This window comes from Marisediminitalea oceani (genome assembly GCF_003731635.1).
GTDB classification, from domain to species: domain Bacteria; phylum Pseudomonadota; class Gammaproteobacteria; order Enterobacterales; family Alteromonadaceae; genus Alteromonas; species Alteromonas oceani.
Genome location: NZ_RCUA01000001.1, coordinates 1 through 17945 on the forward strand (window position 1 = coordinate 1; position 17945 = coordinate 17945).

General features: G+C 50.6%; 16 protein-coding genes. 7 read left to right on the forward strand and 9 right to left on the reverse strand.

Features of this window, described 5'->3' with window-relative positions; translation table 11 throughout:
* Positions 1-20: 20 nt before the first annotated feature.
* Complete coding sequence (gene tnpC / locus D9T21_RS00005; protein WP_123323152.1) at positions 21-1430, reverse strand: IS66 family transposase; 1410 nt, start codon at positions 1428-1430, stop codon at positions 21-23.
* 125 nt (positions 1431-1555) lie between these two features.
* On the opposite strand from tnpC, the gene D9T21_RS23080 reads away from it, so the two are divergent.
* The 5 genes from D9T21_RS23080 to D9T21_RS00025 all read left to right on the forward strand — a co-directional run bounded on the left by D9T21_RS23080 (position 1556) and on the right by D9T21_RS00025 (position 6502).
* On the forward strand, positions 1556-1711 hold the full coding sequence (locus D9T21_RS23080; RefSeq protein ID WP_277423843.1) for a tryptophan 7-halogenase: 156 nt from the start codon (positions 1556-1558) through the stop codon (positions 1709-1711).
* 40 nt (positions 1712-1751) lie between these two features.
* Positions 1752-2105: a tryptophan 7-halogenase gene (locus tag D9T21_RS23085; RefSeq protein ID WP_277423844.1), complete on the forward strand. Its 354-nt coding sequence runs from the start codon at positions 1752-1754 to the stop codon at positions 2103-2105.
* Positions 2106-2321: 216 nt separating this feature from the next.
* Entirely contained in the window at positions 2322-4496 is a 2175-nt protein-coding gene (locus tag D9T21_RS00015) for a TonB-dependent receptor (protein WP_123323153.1), read from the forward strand.
* A 10-nt stretch (positions 4497-4506) separates the two neighbouring features.
* Positions 4507-5064 carry a hypothetical protein gene (locus D9T21_RS00020; RefSeq protein WP_123323154.1) on the forward strand — a complete coding sequence of 186 codons (558 nt, stop codon included), beginning with the start codon at positions 4507-4509 and terminating at the stop codon, positions 5062-5064.
* Position 5065: 1 nt separating this feature from the next.
* Complete coding sequence (locus tag D9T21_RS00025) at positions 5066-6502, forward strand: PepSY-associated TM helix domain-containing protein (protein ID WP_123323155.1); 1437 nt, start codon at positions 5066-5068, stop codon at positions 6500-6502.
* Between the two features lie 167 nt (positions 6503-6669).
* Here D9T21_RS00025 and D9T21_RS00030 read toward each other — a convergent pair whose 3' ends face one another.
* The 5 genes from D9T21_RS00030 to recG form a co-directional block, all read right to left on the reverse strand.
* A complete protein-coding gene (locus tag D9T21_RS00030) occupies positions 6670-7851 on the reverse strand; it encodes a BaiN/RdsA family NAD(P)/FAD-dependent oxidoreductase (protein ID WP_123323156.1) in 1182 nt (393 codons plus the stop codon).
* A 70-nt stretch (positions 7852-7921) separates the two neighbouring features.
* Complete coding sequence (locus D9T21_RS00035) at positions 7922-9523, reverse strand: carboxylesterase/lipase family protein (RefSeq protein ID WP_123323157.1); 1602 nt, start codon at positions 9521-9523, stop codon at positions 7922-7924.
* A gap of 106 nt (positions 9524-9629) precedes the next feature.
* Complete coding sequence (locus D9T21_RS00040; RefSeq protein ID WP_123323158.1) at positions 9630-10103, reverse strand: peroxiredoxin; 474 nt, start codon at positions 10101-10103, stop codon at positions 9630-9632.
* Positions 10104-10391: 288 nt separating this feature from the next.
* Positions 10392-11171 (reverse strand): class I SAM-dependent methyltransferase, encoded by a 780-nt coding sequence (locus D9T21_RS00045; protein WP_123323186.1) that lies wholly within the window; start codon positions 11169-11171, stop codon positions 10392-10394.
* The gene (gene recG / locus D9T21_RS00050) at positions 11164-13245 is read right to left on the reverse strand and encodes an ATP-dependent DNA helicase RecG (RefSeq protein WP_123323159.1); all 2082 of its coding nucleotides are present in this window, start codon (positions 13243-13245) and stop codon (positions 11164-11166) included. Before recG ends, D9T21_RS00045 begins: the two co-directional genes overlap by 8 nt.
* Positions 13246-13423: 178 nt before the next feature.
* Between recG and D9T21_RS00055 the strand changes: the two genes are divergently transcribed.
* Positions 13424-13990: a hypothetical protein gene (locus tag D9T21_RS00055; RefSeq protein ID WP_123323160.1), complete on the forward strand. Its 567-nt coding sequence runs from the start codon at positions 13424-13426 to the stop codon at positions 13988-13990.
* Between the two features lie 42 nt (positions 13991-14032).
* Positions 14033-14647 (forward strand): FMN-binding negative transcriptional regulator, encoded by a 615-nt coding sequence (locus tag D9T21_RS00060; protein WP_123323161.1) that lies wholly within the window; start codon positions 14033-14035, stop codon positions 14645-14647.
* Here the strand turns inward: D9T21_RS00060 and D9T21_RS00065 are convergent.
* From D9T21_RS00065 to spoT, 3 genes are all read right to left on the reverse strand, one after another.
* Positions 14644-15267: a peroxiredoxin-like family protein gene (locus tag D9T21_RS00065; protein ID WP_241155586.1), complete on the reverse strand. Its 624-nt coding sequence runs from the start codon at positions 15265-15267 to the stop codon at positions 14644-14646. The two genes, D9T21_RS00060 and D9T21_RS00065, sit on opposite strands and share 4 nt — an antisense overlap.
* Positions 15268-15370: 103 nt before the next feature.
* Positions 15371-15757, reverse strand: a complete 387-nt coding sequence (locus D9T21_RS00070; RefSeq protein ID WP_105934219.1) for a RidA family protein — start codon at positions 15755-15757, stop codon at positions 15371-15373.
* Positions 15758-15773: 16 nt separating this feature from the next.
* Positions 15774-17882: a bifunctional GTP diphosphokinase/guanosine-3',5'-bis pyrophosphate 3'-pyrophosphohydrolase gene (gene spoT, locus D9T21_RS00075; protein ID WP_105934218.1), complete on the reverse strand. Its 2109-nt coding sequence runs from the start codon at positions 17880-17882 to the stop codon at positions 15774-15776.
* Positions 17883-17945 lie beyond the last annotated feature (63 nt).

Genomic DNA, 17945 nt, shown 5'->3' on the forward strand with positions numbered 1-17945 from the left:
CGTAACCGTTCACCAAGGCCCTATTGACAGGCAGCTTTAAAGTCGTTGAGCAGAGGATAGGTGGTTTTATTCAGCGTCGCAGCAAGTATTGCCCGGATCCATTTCAGAGGATTCAGCTTTTGTTTTCGGCAGGTTTCTACGATGGTGAGTATACGTTGTCTGAACAGTTCGCCCCGATGTGACCACACGCCATAGCTGCCTTTTCGCCACAGCACATAGCTTCGCAATGAACGCTCGGCTTCATTGTTAGTGAGAGGGACGCCATCGTGACTGAGGAATACCCAGCACATGTCATCGTGTTTTAGCAGTAGCTTACACCGGTTCTGATAGCGGGGAGTCACACAGCGTCTTGATGCCAGTTCAAGTTGCTCTCGCCAGGCGATGCGTAGTTTTTCCATCCGGTCCAGGTATCGCTTTTCACTTAGTGCGTTACTCTCATACCGGTGTTGCAGCCGGAACAGTATGCGAATGAGCCTGACTAACGTTGTTCCATAGGTTTTATTCGTACCCCAGCTTTCCGCCAGCGCATTCATGTTTCTTAAGATATGCGCCCAGCACAATTGACGGTGGTCTGAATCGATGTAGTGATAACCGGCATACTGGTCAGTAACAACAATGTTTTCCGGATTATCGCCGAGTAGTTTCTTTGCCGCCCAGGCGCCACGTGAGAAGTGCGTCATAAAGCATGATAATTCTGCTGTGCATACCTGCCACATCCAGCGGTTTTCGTTACCACGCTGATGACGGGTTTCATCGCAGTGCACCACCGCCTCAGTGCGCATCGTCTCTTTGATATCCTGATACGCTGGCGTCAGTACTGAACTAACCCGGCCCTGCGCTTCAGAGATAGCACCGCGACTGAACGATAAACCGAAGTTCTGTTCGAGCTGCTGCTGGATTTTACTGATACTCTGGTGAAACTGCCCCGACTGCATTGCCACATAGGCTAGCAGGTTATTTCCCATCTGCCCCTGATTCACGTTGTCAGGTAGCGTTGCTTTTACCGTTTTACTGCACTGACAACACTGGCCCTGATGCAACTGATGTTCGACTACAGAGAATGCCTGGCTGGGAATATCAAATACCTGATGCCGACGATAAGGGGAATCATTGATAGCAATGTCACCACCGCAAGCACAAGTATCGTCGGGATAATAGGTGCGCGTCTCATCAACGGTATCGGCCAGCATCCGCTTACTACCTTTATGGCCGGATTGCGCACCGCGCTTACGGCCCGTCGGCTTTTTAGCTGGCGCAGATGAAGCTACACTCGGACCATTAGAAGATGGCGGGCGCGATGAATTACGACTGTTTTGATTCAGTCGGTCTTCGAGGTCATTTAGCCTGTCCCAGAGTGTACTAATGAGCTCATTGGCATCATCGAGATTAGTAGCGACGGGTGGCTTTGTGGGCTGCTTTTTACGTGGCATGAAACCACTCTGACAGACTGGCGGGATCAATCAATAGGATCCCCACGATCATTGAAAATAAATATTACTAACTGTCAATAGGGCCCTGGTGAACGGTTACTGAAACACCAGCCCGCCACCTTACTATGCCCGTGGGCCGCTTGCAGCAACACTGGCGTGGCAACTGCATTGCCATTGGCTTAGCCCAGGGCTTCATCGAGCCTCTGGAGGCTACCGCTCTGATGTTGGTGCATTATGGGATTTACCAGTTGTCCAGCCGGTTAGGTGAGCCGGTTAGGTGAGCCGGTAACAAATACTACCCGCTCCCAATACAATACAGAAATGAACAGGATGTTCGACGGGATCCGTGATTACATCGTGGCTCACTACTATCTGAATACTCGTACAGATACGCCATACTGGCAGGCTTGTCGCCATGATATCAGGGTCCCGGAAAACCTGTCTTTGTTGCTAAATGCCTGGGATGGCAGTGGCGAGTTTGAGGAAGCACTCGACAGTATTGACGATCAATTGGTTTATTTACGGCCTTCCTGGTACTGCATTCTGGCGGGTATGGGCAGGTTCACATCCAAGGCAGTCAACCTCCCTGATCCAGGCGCCGCTGCAGGGATTCAGCAGTATCTCACCAGCACTGTTGCTAAGCACTTCAGGGGCCGACTATACCCCCTTAGTTAGCCCAACCGTCTGAATTATCGGGTTTACGCAAGTTAATACCTGTCAACTGCCCTGCGGCGACTATCTGATAACAAGAGCGTTAATAATTTACACCTTAATATGCCGCCAGCGTGTTAAAAATACAGCTTTGCTGCAACCACCTTAAGTTGATTGACCACCGACATGTAAATAACTATCATTTGCGTTTTCATGCAATGCAACGAACTTGGAATATCAATGAACTTTCGTAAAAATGCCTTAACGGTGATGATCGGTATAGCCATGATTAGCCCTGCCGCCTATGCTCAAACGTCACAGCAAAACAGTGAGGCTAGTGACGATATTGAACATATCACCGTCAGTGGCTCTCAGGTAAAACTCAACGATAGTTTTGCCGGTGGCCAGGTGTCGCGCGGCGGCCGTGCCGGTATCCTGGGTAACCTGGATATGATGGATTCGCCCTTCAACAGCATTAACTTTACTGCCGATATTATTCGCGAGCAGCAATCACGCAGTGTCGCGGATGTGCTGCAAAATGACCCGGTAGTACGCGTTGCAAAAGGATTTGGTAACTTTCAGGAACTGTACGTTATGCGCGGTTTGCCCGTGTATTCCGACGATATGACTTACAACGGTTTATTCGGCATTTTACCGCGCCAGTATGTGGCAGCAGAACTCCTTGAGCGGGTAGAAGTGTTTCGTGGTGCCAGTGCCTTTCTAAATGGTGCTGCTCCGGGTGGCAGTGGTCTGGGCGGTTCGGTGAATATTGTGCCTAAGCGGGCCGGCGAAGAGCCGCTTAACCGCTTTACACTGGGCTATGAATCACAAGGCCATTTACTGGGCGCAGTAGATGTGAGCCGCCGCTTTGGTGAAGAAGGTAACAGCACTGGTGTACGTGTTAATCTGGTTCAACGCGGCGGCGAAACCAGCGTTGAGAATCAGGACCGCGATTTGAGCGTTGCCTCGGTGGGTATCGATCACGAAGGCGAAAAAGTAAGGGTGTCGCTGGATTTAGGCTTTCAGGATCACCAGGTCGATGCGCCACGCCCGGCAGTCACCCCCTCTGGTGGTATTCCAGACGCGCCTGAAAGCGATACCAACTTTGCTCAGCCATGGACTTATACCAATGAACGCCAGCTTTTTGGTGCCGTTCGCGGCGAATATGACTTTACCGATACCATTACCGCCTGGGCGGCATATGGATTCCGGGAGGGTGAAGAAGACAACATTTTTGCAAACCCTACCGCGCAAGTGAGCGGCGATAGCAGTGCTTATCGTTTCGACAACGCTCGTAACGACAGTATTCGCTCTGGTGAAGTAGGCGTGAATATAGAATTTGCCACCGGCGATGTGGCTCATACACTGATCACGTCGGCGTCGGTGTTTTCACTGTCGTCTGAAAACGCCTATGCGTTTTCCAGCTTCGCAGGGTTTCCTGGCAGTATTTATGATCCGCAACCGGCAGATATGCCTGCCGCAGATTTTTTTGTTGGCGGTGAACTCAACAACCCGCTGGTGACGGAAGAAACCGACCTGTCGAGTGTGGCTATTGCCGATATGTTGTCGTTGCTGGATGGTAGATTACTGGTAACCGTGGGGGGTCGTTTACAAAATATCGAGACCCGTTCCTTCAATTACAATGATGGCTCTGCCTTAGCGTCTTATGATGAGTCGAAATTCACACCGGTTGCGGGTGTCGTCTATAAATCCTCAGAGCAATTGTCTTATTACGCCAACTATATTGAAGGGCTATTGCCAGGAGAAGTGGCGCCAGCCAGCAGTGGCGGTGAGCCCATTGAGAATGCCGGTGAGGTGTTTGACCCTTATAGCGCTGAGCAGATTGAAGTGGGCGTAAAATACGATGCCGGCCGGTATGGTGGTGCGTTAAGTGTGTTTAGCACGTCGAAGCAGTCATCTGTGGTGAAAGACAATGTCTTTTCAACCGACGGCGAACAGGAAAATCAGGGCGTAGAACTAAGTGTGTTTGGCATGCCTGCCGACAACCTTCGCGTTGTAGGTGGCTTTACCTGGCTGGATGCCGAAATGACCAAAACCCAGGGCGGCCTGTTAGATGGCAAAACAGCGATTGGCGTGCCGGATCTGCAGTTAAATGTAAACCTTGAATGGGACGTTATGGCCCTTCCTGGTCTGACGCTCGACGCCCGCGCTGCCTATACGTCTGAGCAATACGCCAGTGCAGACAACAGCCTGGAAGTAGACGCGTCTAACCGGTTTGATATTGGTGCACGATACAGTTTCCTGGTTGGCCTGACAGACATCACGCTCCGCGCGCGTATCGATAACGTGTTTGATAATAATTACTGGGCGTCCGTTGGCGGTTACCCTGGTTCTAATTATCTGGTGCTGAGTGAGCCGCGAACGGTTAAGCTATCAGCGTCAGTGAGCTTTTAGTGGGTAAACCATGATGTTATCTCTCGCTGCCTTTACCGGCAGCGCGTTTGCGGTGGGGATGTTTTATACAGCCTGGCGCACTCAACGGCCCGCGCCTGGTCAGTTAATGAAGGGGTTAGCGGTGGTTTTGATGCTGTTCAGCCTTTGGTTGTGGTGCTATGAGCACGGCCCTGAATTAGGCACCTGTTACGCGGTGGTGGCGTTTTCACTGCAAGCATGGAGCTGGATTTATGTTGCCAGACAGCGCGTAGATAAAAATATTAAACGGGTGGTATTACCCTTTGAGTCGGGTATGCAATGGCCTGGTGTCAACAATATCACCCTGCGCTTGCTGAAAGCGGCTGCCGTTATCTTTTTATGCGCTGTCAGTGCCATGTTACTTACCGTGGTGTGGACCACGGCCTTGCCCATGAATAAGGTCAATCAGATTGCACTGGGCATTTATACCATGCCGGTGTTGTGGGGCGCTTTTGTTTACTGGCTGTGTGCCGACAACACAGAGTGGCGACCCGTTTTATCTGTCAGCCTCATTGGCGTGTTGAGTTATTTGCTAATTTACAGTGTTTAGTATGAAGATTTCGATTTCTCCCAACGCCAATAAAAATGCGTTAAAAAGCCATGCATGGGTAGGACTGGCTGTCAGTGTATTAATGTACTGGGTGTGTTTTTCCGGTGCACTTTCTGTTTTTTCGCAGGAACTGCTCCGCTGGGAGCAACCCCATGTCGCAGACAACCTCGATTATTCGCCGGCCACCATTCAGGCCGCCTACAAACAGTTCTTAACCATGCAGGGCGGCAGCGCGGAAGGTGACATCGTTGTGCGTTTACCCACACAGGATCTGCCTCGCGCGCGCATCAGTGCCGATGGCGAGGTATGGAATATTGCGCCTGATGGGTCTTTAAGTGAACCTTCCAGCACGCCGATCACCGACTTGATTGTAGACTTGCATGTTGCGCTGCATTTACCTGAAGACACAGGGATGATGATAGTGAGTATGCTGGGCGCCATGCTAAGCGCACTGATCATCTCCGGTATCATTGCCCACAGACGCATTTTTAAAGACGCATTTCGTTTACGTACCGGCAATAACGAACAATTAACCCAGGGTGATTTACATAATCGAATGAGCGTATGGGGACTCCCCTTTCACTTGATGATTGCATTAACCGGCGTGTATTTTGGCCTGGCGTCGTTCCTGACCTCGTTTTACGCCGATGCGCTGTATGCCGGCAATAAAATGGATTTGTTTGCCGATATTTATGGCTCATCCATACAGGTAGAGGCGCAACCTCAGATAGCAAACATAGCGGGCGCTTTGACCGAATTAGACCGCATTGCACCGAATACCCAGCCGATTTTTGTCACGCTGGAGAATGCTACCAGGGACAGTCAGTACATTTTGCTCAGTTCGCAACACATGGATAAACTGATCTATGCTGAACAGTATCGCTTTGATTCCCATGGCAATTACATCAACAAAGTGGGTTATTCGGATGGCAAAGCCGGGCAGCAGGCGATTTTTTCGGTGTACCGCATCCACTTTGGTCACTTTGGGCCAGAAGCCATGAAAATATTCTTCGGGTTGATGGGCTTTGCACTAACAATTATTTCTGTGACCGGGATAAACCTGTGGCTGGCAAAGCGGCAAAAACAGGATATTTTGAATCAACTTTGGATGGGCATAGTATGGGGTACACCTATAGCCATGGTTATTGCTGCCATTGCCTCGCTGCTATTCGGACTGGCAACAAAGCCCGTATTCTGGGTTATATTAACCGCTGTACTGGTTGGCGCATTGCGGCAACAAGTGTTGGTTAAAACCCATCTGGGCTTATTGAAAATGCTAACAATACTGCTTGTTATATTACCCGTTACCCACGCTGTAGTGCATTACCCTGACGTGATGGTATTGAATTCGCTGGTTATCGATGTTGCATTTGTTGTTTTTGCTGCCTGCGTATGGCGCTATCGCGACTCCCGAATTCGTAAAGGCTGGCTGAGTTAGTCTAATATATGGCTCCTGTGCGATTGTCTCCCAGGAATTATAACCGCAATACTGCAACCGGATTGTTAGAGTCAGCCTGATCATGAGAGTCTGAAAAGTTGTAGATAGTAAGTAGTTAATCTAAGGCTGATACTACAGTGCGGTTGTAGGGTTAATTGCTTCACACATCAGGCATATTGCGCCGCCGCCCAACCGCTACTCCAGGCCCATTGGAAGTTGTAGCCACCTAACCAACCGGTGACGTCTACTACTTCGCCGATAAAGAATAGTTGTTCTACTTTTTTGCTCATCATGGTTTTTGATGACAACTCGTCAGTATCTACGCCGCCAAGTGTCACTTCGGCCGTTCGATAACCCTCGGTACCGTTTGGCTGAATCTGCCAATCTTCAAAAAATCCGGCGATGGCGTCGGCTTCTTTGCTGTTTAACTGCTTAACCGGTTTGTTTTCCCAGTGGTTCAATTCGCAAAAGGTTGCAGCGACCCGTTTAGGGAAGTGTTTTGATAACCAGGTTGTTATTAAAGAATCAGGATTCTTTAACTGCGCTTCCGCCAGACTTTCAGCGATATCAAAAGTGGGGGAAGCGTTAATATGCAAGGTGTCGCCTGGTTGCCAGTAGCTTGAAATCTGCAGCATGGCCGGGCCGCTTAAGCCACGGTGGGTAAATAAGGTGTTTTCTCTGAAAGTGGTATTATTGCAGGTGGCATAGGTATCGATAGCCACGCCGCTCAGTTCGGCCAGGATCGTTTTGTCTTGTTCATGCAGGGTAAAAGGCACGAGCCCTGCCCGGGTGGGCAACACTTTAAGGCCAAATTGCTCTGCCAGCTTATAACCAAAGGGGGTGGCACCGAGTTTTGGCAGGCTCAGTCCACCGGTAGCCACCACCAGGGATTCACATTCGTAATCGCCCATAGAGGTGCTTAAGGCAAACCCCTCATCGGTTTTACTAACGTTGAGGATTTCACAGCGGGTGGTGATGTCGACGTTGGCCTTACGGCATTCACTTACCAGTAAATTCACGATATCGGCCGCGGATTCGTCGCAAAATAGCTGACCCAGGGTTTTCTCATGATAGGCAATGCCGTATTCGGCCACCAGGGATATGAAATCCCACTGGGTATACCGACTAAGCGCTGATTTACAAAAGTGTGGATTGTTACACAGAAAGTTTTCGTGGCTGGCATACATGTTGGTGAAGTTACACCGGCCGCCACCAGACATGAGGATTTTACGGCCGATTTTCTTTGCGTGATCCAGCACCGCCACGCTGCGGCCGCGCTTCCCGGCCTCAGCTGCACAGAATAATCCGGCTGCCCCCGCGCCAATCACTACTACGTCAAACTTATTCAAAACAACACGCTCCTCTCCTGACCGGCGTATTATAGGTCAGGAGAAGCGTGGTTAATATGGTTTGGCAGATTTAATTGCTGTGTTCAACCGCTGCTTTAACCACATCCAGCCGGGCTTTCCATGGGTCGGTAGCGTGCTTCATTTCGCCACTGCGGGTCATATTCAGCATATTACTTTGCGCCGGGTCGAAAGCCTGCCAGGCCGGTGCACCGTCACTCTCAGGCTGACCTGTTTTGGCAAAGCTGACGATATACTGATGAATAGTTTCAGCAGCCGCTGCGTCCTGCTCAGTTAAGGCATCGCCATACTTGGCTGCTACCGTATTAAAGAAAAACGGAATGTCCGAAGCATGGGGAGCCCCAGGACTATCGTTACTCTTGGCAACGGTGCCAAAACGGTAATAGAAAGCCTTCTGACCATGTGCGGTCATTTGTTCCGCCACAAATCTAGCTGGCTCCTGCATAGTGCGGTCCTGCCCTACCGAATAACCCACGGCCTGGAACGGTAAGTCACCGGCGGGATCATACACTTGCCGGGCCTTATCAGTATAAGGGCCGAAGGAAGCAAACAGCCCGGCTTTGGTTTTAAAACTATTAAAGCCAATGTCCATGCTGGTAGCCCCTACCATTACATCCACTTTCGCTACACTGCCATCGCGAAGGGCATCTTCGGTAGTTGCTGTGATAATTTCTCCATCTTGCATAGGGCCGCCCGCCCAGGTTGGTTTATCTGTTGGTGACGGATTAAACAGAGTAGCCAGATTAAACCCGTCAACGATGTCTTGCGCGCTCAATTCCCGCAGTGCAGCCAGGGCTTCTGCGTCTTTGCCGGTAATACCATGCTTCTCGGCATAATTGAGGCCGTACTGTTCACCGGCCAAAGAGCCTGGCACTGGCTCACTGACTTTGCGATGACCAAACAGTGAACGGCCACCGCCAGACATGATGATTGCCCGATTAAACAGCCCTCTTACCTGCTTCGCCTGCATCATGGCATGAACTGAGCCGCCACCGGCTGATTCCCCCATAATGGTCACGTTATTCGCATCACCACCAAAGGCAGCAATATTCTCATTCACCCACTTCAGCGCTGCAATTTGGTCCATGTACGCGTAGTTAGCCAGCATATCGCCAGCGGCTTTGGCTTCTGCCGTAAGCGCCGGATGGGCAAAGAAACCGAAGCGTCCCAGACGATAATTGAAGCTCACAAAAATAACGCCGTTTTTGGCAAATTCGCTGCCATCATAAACCGCTGGAGACGCGCCGCCATTAACAAAGCCACCACCGTAGATCCACACCAGTACCGGCGTTGAACCATCGGCATCTTTAGGTGCCCAGACATTGGCGTACAAGCAATCTTCTGCCGGCGTTTTCCCTAGCGGCGCTGCGTCGCTTGGGAAAGGCAACTGCATACAATCGTTACCGTAATCGGTGGTTTCCTTCACTCCGGTCCATGGCGTTACCGGTTGAGGTGGGCGCCAGCGTAATTCACCCACAGGGGGCGCAGCAAATGGAATACCTTTGTAGGTTACCAGTTGTTCAGTAACGGTGCCTTTTATTTTGCCGCCGGTTACTTCAACTTCCCCGGGTGTATTTGCAGCAGAGCAGGCAAACAACCCCATTAATGAACCCAACACAATCAGGCTATACCTTTGTACTGAACTACGGAACATCTTCGCATCCTGTGAATAATTAAAATAAGCGGTGCTGGTAATCTTTTGGTTACCTGTCACCGCCTAAAGAAACCGGCGCACTTTAAGTATACCGGGGGGAGTAGCGCTATAAGCTTTTCAGCATCGATTCGGCGTCACTGACTTCGAAACGACCCGGATCCTCAACATTCAGTTTTACCACTTCGCCGTCTTCAACCAGCATTGAGTAGCGCATAGAGCGAATGCCACCAAAGTCGCTGGTGTTCATGTCTAAACCAATGCTCTTGGTAAAAAATGCATTGCCATCAGCAACCATCAGAATTTCATCGGCATTGGCCGATTTGCCCCAGGCATCCATCACATAAGCGTCATTAACGCTTAAACAGATAATGCTATCCACACCTTTGGCTTTAATCTTATCGGCAAGAGCAACATAACCAGGTAAATGTGCTTCCGAGCAGGTTGGTGTAAATGCACCCGGCACAGCGAAAAGAACTACGCGTTTACCGCTAAATAATTCATTCGTATGCGGACTGGTCATTTTGCCGTCCTTCATTAATCCAAACGTCACTTCCGGCAGGGTGCTACCCACATCAATCATGTTGTTCTCCCAGAGAAATTATATAATTAACAGCAAGCTGTCTTAGGTAAATTACCTTTTAACTATAACAGTATCTGTAAATTGTGAAATAAAAAAGCCCCCGATTAACGGAGGCTTATTATTTTAAACAAACTTATCTGACAAAATTAAAAACTCACGGTCATTTCATCTGGACATTTTCGCAATCCTATCGCTCAGCTAGCTTAAGAATTAGAATGTTTAGGCTATCCCCCTGACGTCAGAAGTAATCATAGAGATACAGCAAACTGCGTTAGGTCTTTGCCAATATCATGCGTTTTTAATGTACACATCGAAGCGATGCTTCTTACTGGCGATTGCCATAGAAGGTTTTTGATTGGCCAGCAGTGATGCACTGTTAGGGCGCTTTACCACCACCCTCTTTGCGGCGGCATGAAGCGCTGCGGGTAACAGCAAATCGGCATCTTCGTCGGGGCCGAGCATCAGCTGGAACAGGCGCATTTCTTTTTTCACCAGCGCCGACTTTTTACGGTGGGGGAACATTGGGTCGAGGTACACTGCATCAACGCTACCTGCTGCCAGTTGCTGCATGTAATCGCAGCTGTTGGCATGGTACAACACAAATTGTCTGGCCAGCTCTGGTTCCTGCAGGGCGAGACGACGCAGGCCATCCGCTAACAATAAATAAGCCACCGGCGAACGCTCAATCATAATCACATTGGCACCCAGTGCGGCCAGGACAAATGCATCCCGTCCAAGCCCCGGCGTAGCATCCAGTACGGAAATAGGTTGGTTGGCTTTGATGCCCACAGCCTTAGCCACCGGCTCTTTACTGCCACCACCATGTTGACGTCGGTACTGACTCTGCCCCGACAGAAAATCCACGATTACACCGTTACTGTTGGCCACCGTCAAATCTGTTAACTGCAGGGTGTCATCAACGATCTCCAGCACCAGCGACTGCTCGCCCGACGCTTCACTCTCTGGTTTGATACCCACCGAACTGGTCAGCGAGATTAGCTGTTGCTCAACCTCAGTAGGCGCGGCCAGTTGTTGTGCTGACAGCCTTAAATACGGTAACTCAGGCATGACCATAATGCTCCTTCTGCCCTATCCAACGGTTGATTATGGCCTGCGCCCGGGCCGGGTATTCTGCCCATAGACGGTTGGCAATCTCCTGCACCTGTGGAATAAGCGGCGCGTCACGCACAATATCGGCAATTTTTAACTCAGCGATACCGGTTTGGCGTGTGCCCATAAGCTCACCCGGACCTCTGATTTCAAGGTCTTGCTGGGCGATATAAAATCCATCATTCGACTCGCGCAATACTGCCAGGCGCTTAGTGGCCGTTTTCGACAGCGGACTTTGGTACATTAGTACGCAATGACTTTCTACCGCGCCACGACCAACCCGGCCGCGTAACTGATGAAGCTGAGCCAGGCCCAGCCGCTCCGGGTTTTCGATAATCATTAAGCTGGCATTAGGCACATCTACGCCCACTTCAATCACCGTGGTAGCCACCAGTAAATCGAGTTCGCCAGACTTAAAAGCGCCCATAATTTGTTGCTTTTCCGCAGCCTTTAAGCGGCCATGAACAAGGCCAATTTGCAGGTCGGGCAGGGCGGTTTTTAAAATCACCGCGGTATCTTCAGCCGCCTGACACTGCAAAACTTCAGACTCATCAATAAGCGTGCACACCCAGTACGCCTGACGCCCTTGCTGCTGACAAGCCTCGCGCACCCGTTCAATAACATCGCCGCGGCGGGAGTCAGGTAAAGCCACCGTTTTTACCGGTGTACGCCCGGGCGGCAGTTCGTCAATAATTGAGGTGTCCAGGTCTGCATAGGCAGTCATCGCCAGCGTGCGGGGAATAGGGGTGGCGGTCATGATTAACTGATGGGGAAAACGCCCCTGCTGCTCGCCTTTTTCGCGCAACGCCAAACGCTGATGTACGCCAAAACGGTGTTGCTCATCCACAATCACCAGCGCCAGCTGATCATAGGTTACCTGTTCCTGAAAAATGGCATGGGTGCCCACCAGCATTTGCACTTCACCACTTGCCAGGCGCTCAAGTACTTCAGCACGTTGCTTACCTTTTAGTTTGCCGGCCAGCCAGCCCACTTCAATGCCGAGCGGTGCCAGCCAGTCCCTGAAGTTATTGGCATGTTGTTCGGCTAACAGTTCGGTGGGCGCCATGAGCGCGACCTGATAACCGCCACCGATGGCCGACAGCGCTGCCAGTGCGGCAACCAGGGTTTTACCGGAACCCACGTCGCCCTGTACCAGTCGCATCATGGGTCGGCTACGCGCCATATCCTGCTGAATATCGGCGGTTACCCGCTGCTGGGCACCAGTGGGTTTAAATGGCAGGGCGGCGAGTAATTTATATACCAGCTCTTGGTCAACGTTTATCGCAATACCAGGCTGCGCATCGCTTTGCTGGCGTACTTTTAGCACACTTAAATGCTGGGCCAGCAGTTCTTCCAGGATCAGGCGCATCTGCGCCGGGTGCTCACCGTTTTCGAGTTCCTGTAGCGCAACGTCTGGTGGCGGACGATGCACCAGCGTAAGCGCTTCTTTCAGGCTGACCTGTTGCTGATACATGCCGTCGGGTAATAGGTCGGTCAGGCCGCCCTTATTGAGAATTTCCAGAGCCTGATCGGTAAGGTTACGTAAGGTAAGCTGTTTCACGCCCTCGGTAGTGGGATATACCGGTGTGAGGGTTTCTTCCATGGGCGCGGCATCTTCTTCAATCAGCATAAATTCGGGGTGCATCATTTCCAGCCCCCATTTGCCGGTGCGTACTTCGCCAAAGGCCCTGATCTGATTACCGGGCGACATCATGGTGCGCTGCAAAGCGCCAAAATGAAAAAATCGCAGCGTTATAGTGCCGGTACCATCGGATAGCTTCACTACCAGCATGCGCTTTTTGCCATACTGGATATCAGCTGATTTAACTTCGCCAAGAATACTAACGTGGGTGAACGGCAAGCAATCGCCGATGGGATAGATACGTGTGCGGTCTTCATAGCGTGCAGGCAGATGAAAGAGCACATCCTGCACGGTTACCAGATTGATTTTAGCCAGTTTCTCCGCCACTTTGGCGCCAACGCCCTTAAGCTGGGTAATTGGCATTGTGGCAAGAGGCTGTTCAGACCGCATGTGAGTGTCATTCCTTACTTTTAGGGGCATATTAAATCAAGCGCTTAGGCATTGCGAGCTTCAATCGCCCCACACGCTTATTCCGGCTGGGGCTACTACTTTAATTGGCCTAAAGTACCCTTTCGCCGTGACGTCTCGCGTCTATAGTTAGCTAAAGACCGACTACCTGGATGCCGCCATGAACCTGTTAACCCTCGCTGCCCTGCTTTTGGAATTGATGGGCGTAAGCCATTCAATTGCTGTTGCGCAACCTGATAACCCGCTCTCAGGTGAGAAGCGCATTATATTAAAAGGCAATAAGGGCGAGCAACTGGACATCGGCAGTGTCACTTTCATGCCCGGCGCTGATGCGATTCACTACACACTCACCATCGACCACAGCCACTTCACCGATTACTTTTTATCAATGAAAGAAATGAAATGCCTGGAAGGCCCAGAGTTGTGGTGTCACCTGCCTTACCCTTATGAGCAACCCCGCACGGTGAGTACCGATGATTTTAGCTGGCTGGCACACGATTTACTGTTTATGTACAAGAAAAAAGGGGAGTTTGGCGCTAACTTCTGGAACGGTATCTACTATAAGATGACAATTGAAAATGGCCGGATCACCGGTGTGGCGCAGGCGGTAGACTTAAATCAGCTCGCGGCGCCGCCGGATGATCTTACCCTACCACCTTTCGGCGAATTTGAACGCACCGACATTGAACCTCAGCCGCGTTTTTTACCCTTTGTGGAAATTCGTTGATCACGTATTATCAAAGGCTAACCCTGATATCTGAGAGTCTTTATGTTTGTCCCGTCGGCTTTTTCTTTTACCGATACCGAAGCCCAGTTAGCCTTTATTAAAACGCATCCTTTTGCCCTGTTAACCACACCCGACCTGCAGACAACCCATGTGCCGTTACTGGTAAGGCAAGCAGGCGACAGCCTTGTTTTGACTGGCCATATGGCGCGCGCCAACCCGCACTGGAAGACGTTGGATAGCACTCCGGTAGTTGCCGTGTTTAGTGGCCCGCACGCCTATATCTCGCCAAAATGGTACGCCAGCAAACCCAATGTCCCCACCTGGAATTATGTTGCGGTGCACGCCAAAGGCACAGTAAGCGTAATGGATGATGAGGCATTACCCGCAGCCCTCAACGAGCTCATGCAGGCCTTTGAGCCGGATTACAACCCTGACATGCTCGGTACATCACTAGTCGAATATCAGCAAAAACTGATCCGCGGCATTGTCGGAATAGAGATCAAAGTAGACAGCTTGCAGGGCGTACGCAAACTCGGTCAGCACAAAAAAGCCGTCGATATGGCCGGGGTTTGTGAGGGACTGAAGAACAGTGGTGATCACGAATCACTGGCGCTGCTCGACTACATGCAGCGCCATGATATTGGTTACGCAGATTAACGCTCGCTGGCGAGAACTTCAGCCACTGATAAAATCAGTTTAGCCGAAGGGCGCACTTTAAAGTCAGGGTTTACATAACTGAACTCGATAAGCCCCTGTTGATTTACTATGAATATACCTGGTGCCGGTAATACCGGCGTGCCGGTGTTGTCTTTGGTCAGTGCGATATTATAGTCGTCGTACTTTTTCGCTGTGGCATCATCCACGTAAAAGCCAATGCCAAATTCGCGCAAGGCATCCAGTTTAACGTCTGACAACTGCTGGACTTTCATTTCGGTTTCGAGTTCCTGAGATTGCAGCGCTGCCGGTGTTTGCGGTGAAATCGCGAGGATTTGGTAACCTAAATCGAGTAATTGGTCTTCAATGGTCTGTAGCTCACCAAACTGACGATTGCAATATGGGCACCAGCCGCCGCGATAAAACAGAATGATGGCGGGTTTATTCATGGTCAGCGCATTCAGACTTACCGGGCTACCATCAGGAAATTGCAGGGTCACGGCTGGTACTTTCATACCATTTAGCAGCGGGGTGACGGCGTTAGCCTCAGGCGCTAACTGTTTGGCAGAAACACTCAGTGGCAGCACTATACACAGCAGGATAAAAAAAAATTTTTGTCGCATCATTGTTCTCATTAATTAAGCATCAGAAACAAAAAAGACCCGCAAGCGGGCCTATTTCTTTCAGTACAATTTTATCTAATCTATCAATGACTGCTGACGGCTATCACTCCGGCAGTTCCATCACGCCGTCGATTTCAATTTGAGCGCCTTTAGGTAACTCTTTAATGCCAATTGCTGCGCGCGCAGGATAAGGCTTGGCAAAGTACTTAGACATAATTTCGTTTACGGTGGCGAAATGGCCAAGGTCAAGTAAGTAAATGTTTACTTTCACCAGATCATTTGTAGTACCGCCAGCGGCTTCACATACGGCTTTGATGTTTTCGAACACCTGAGTGGCCTGCTCGGCAAAATCCTGGGATACCAGTTCCATAGTGGCTGGTACTAATGGGATCTGACCAGACAGGTACACCGTAGTGCCGGCTTTAACAGCCTGGCTGTATGTACCAATCGCGGCTGGCGCGTTATCAGTTTGAATAATCGACTTTGCCATGATGAGTCCTTCTCAATTAATGATGTCGCGACTGGCTGTGTCGCGAAACCCGTTGTACCTCCGGCATGATGCGAATTTTACGCATGACGTTGGCCAGATGTACGCGGTTATAAGTGGTTAATTCAAGATCTACAAAGTAGATATTGCTTTCTTTTTCCTCGGTTTGCAGCCCAATGATGTTTGAATCGCACGAGGCAATGTTATTGGTCAGTGTAGCCAGTGTACCCTGATGATTAAACAGCTCAATACGTAATGACGCTTTAAACTCGCCCTGAGGCTCTTCATCCCAGGTCATTTGCAGTACCCGCTGGGGCTCTTCTTTAGCCAGCTTACGGATATTCGGGCAACCATTCTGGTGAATGGTCATGCCTTTACCCGGGCTCAGCACCGAAACGATTTCATCATCCGGGATGGGGTGACAGCATCGCGCGTAGGTTACCAGCAGGCCTTCCGTACCACGGATGGCCACATTGCCTTTCTTGTCCGGAATATCTTCGTTCTCGCCCAACAGACGACGAGCCACAATAGCGCTTAACTCATTACCCAGGCCAATATCCACCAGCAAGTCCTCAAAGGATTCGTGCTTGGTTTCTGCGACCACGCGGTCTACCGACTCCTGGCTGATATCGTCCAGTTTTACCGCGCCCAGGGCGTGGCGTAACAGGCGGTTACCCATGGTCAGGGCTTCCTGAGAACGCTGTTTGCGCAGGTATTGGCGAATGCGCGTACGCGCTCTGGCACTGACCACAAAGTTCAGCCAGTTAGCATTTGGCTTAGCTCGTGGTGAGGTAATGATTTCCACCGTCTGACCATTTTGCAGCGGCTTGCTTAAACTGTAATTGCGGCGCTCTACCCGCACACCTACGCAGGTATTACCAATATCAGAATGCACCGCATAGGCAAAATCCACAGCCGTAGCGCCGGCAGGCAACTCGATAATTCGCCCGTCCGGGGTGAACACGTAAATCTCATCCGGGAACAGGTCGGTCTTAACGCTTTCGATAAACTCAAAGGACGAACTGGCGCTTTGCTGTAGTTCCAGCAGCGACTGCATCCATTTACGGGCCCGCAGCTGGGCGGTAGTGCCATCACTGGATTCTTTGTACATCCAGTGGGCAGCAACCCCTTTATCGGCCATTTGGTCCATGGCCTGGGTGCGGATCTGCACTTCCACCGGAATACCGTGAGGCCCCACCAACGAGGTATGCAACGACTGATAGCCATTGGTGCGTGGAATCGCAATATAGTCTTTAAAGCGTGTTTCAATGGGCTTGTACAACCCGTGCATAGCGCCAAGTGAGCGATAGCAGTCGTCCACCGAATTCACCACAATACGAAAAGCGTAGATGTCCATGACTTCGTTGAACATCTTCTCTTTGTTCTTCATTTTGCGGTAAATGGAATAGAGGTGCTTTTCGCGGCCTACCACGGTGGCTTCAATATTGTAGCCTTCCAGGCGGGTGCCCAGTTCCTGACGAATATTCTCGATGATTTCTTTACGATTGCCCCGCGCTTGTTTGACCGCTGACTTCAGGGCACGATGACGCATGGGGTACATGGCCTGGAAGCCAAGATCTTCCAGTTCATTTTTAATATCGTGAATACCCAGACGATGGGCAATAGGCGAATAGATTTCCAGGGTTTCCAGCGCGATACGACGACGCTTATCCGGGCGTAACGAGCCCAGGGTACGCATGTTGTGCGTGCGGTCGGCCAGTTTTATCAGGATTACGCGAATATCCTGCACCATGGCCATCATCATTTTGCGAAAGTTTTCGGCCTGGGCTTCCTGCTTACTGCTAAAGGCAATCTTATCGAGCTTACTGACACCTTCCACCAAATCAGCCACCGTATCGCCAAAGGCTTCGGCCAGATCTTCCTGACTGTAGTGGGTATCTTCAATAACGTCGTGCAGGAGCGCCGCCATGAGGGTTTCATGATCGAGGTGCATATCAGCCAGAATGCTGGTTACCGCAACCGGGTGGGTGATGTACGGATCACCACTTGATCGCATCTGACCATCATGGGCTTCATGTGCCAATACAAAAGCTTCCTGAACGAGCTGAACCCGTTCTGGCGGCAGGTATTCGGCGATCTTTTGTTTTAACCCTTCAAACAGATACACGTGTGTGGCGTATTTCCAATAATTTCAAGCGTTTTTCAAGAATACGGTGAAACGCGTCGGTTT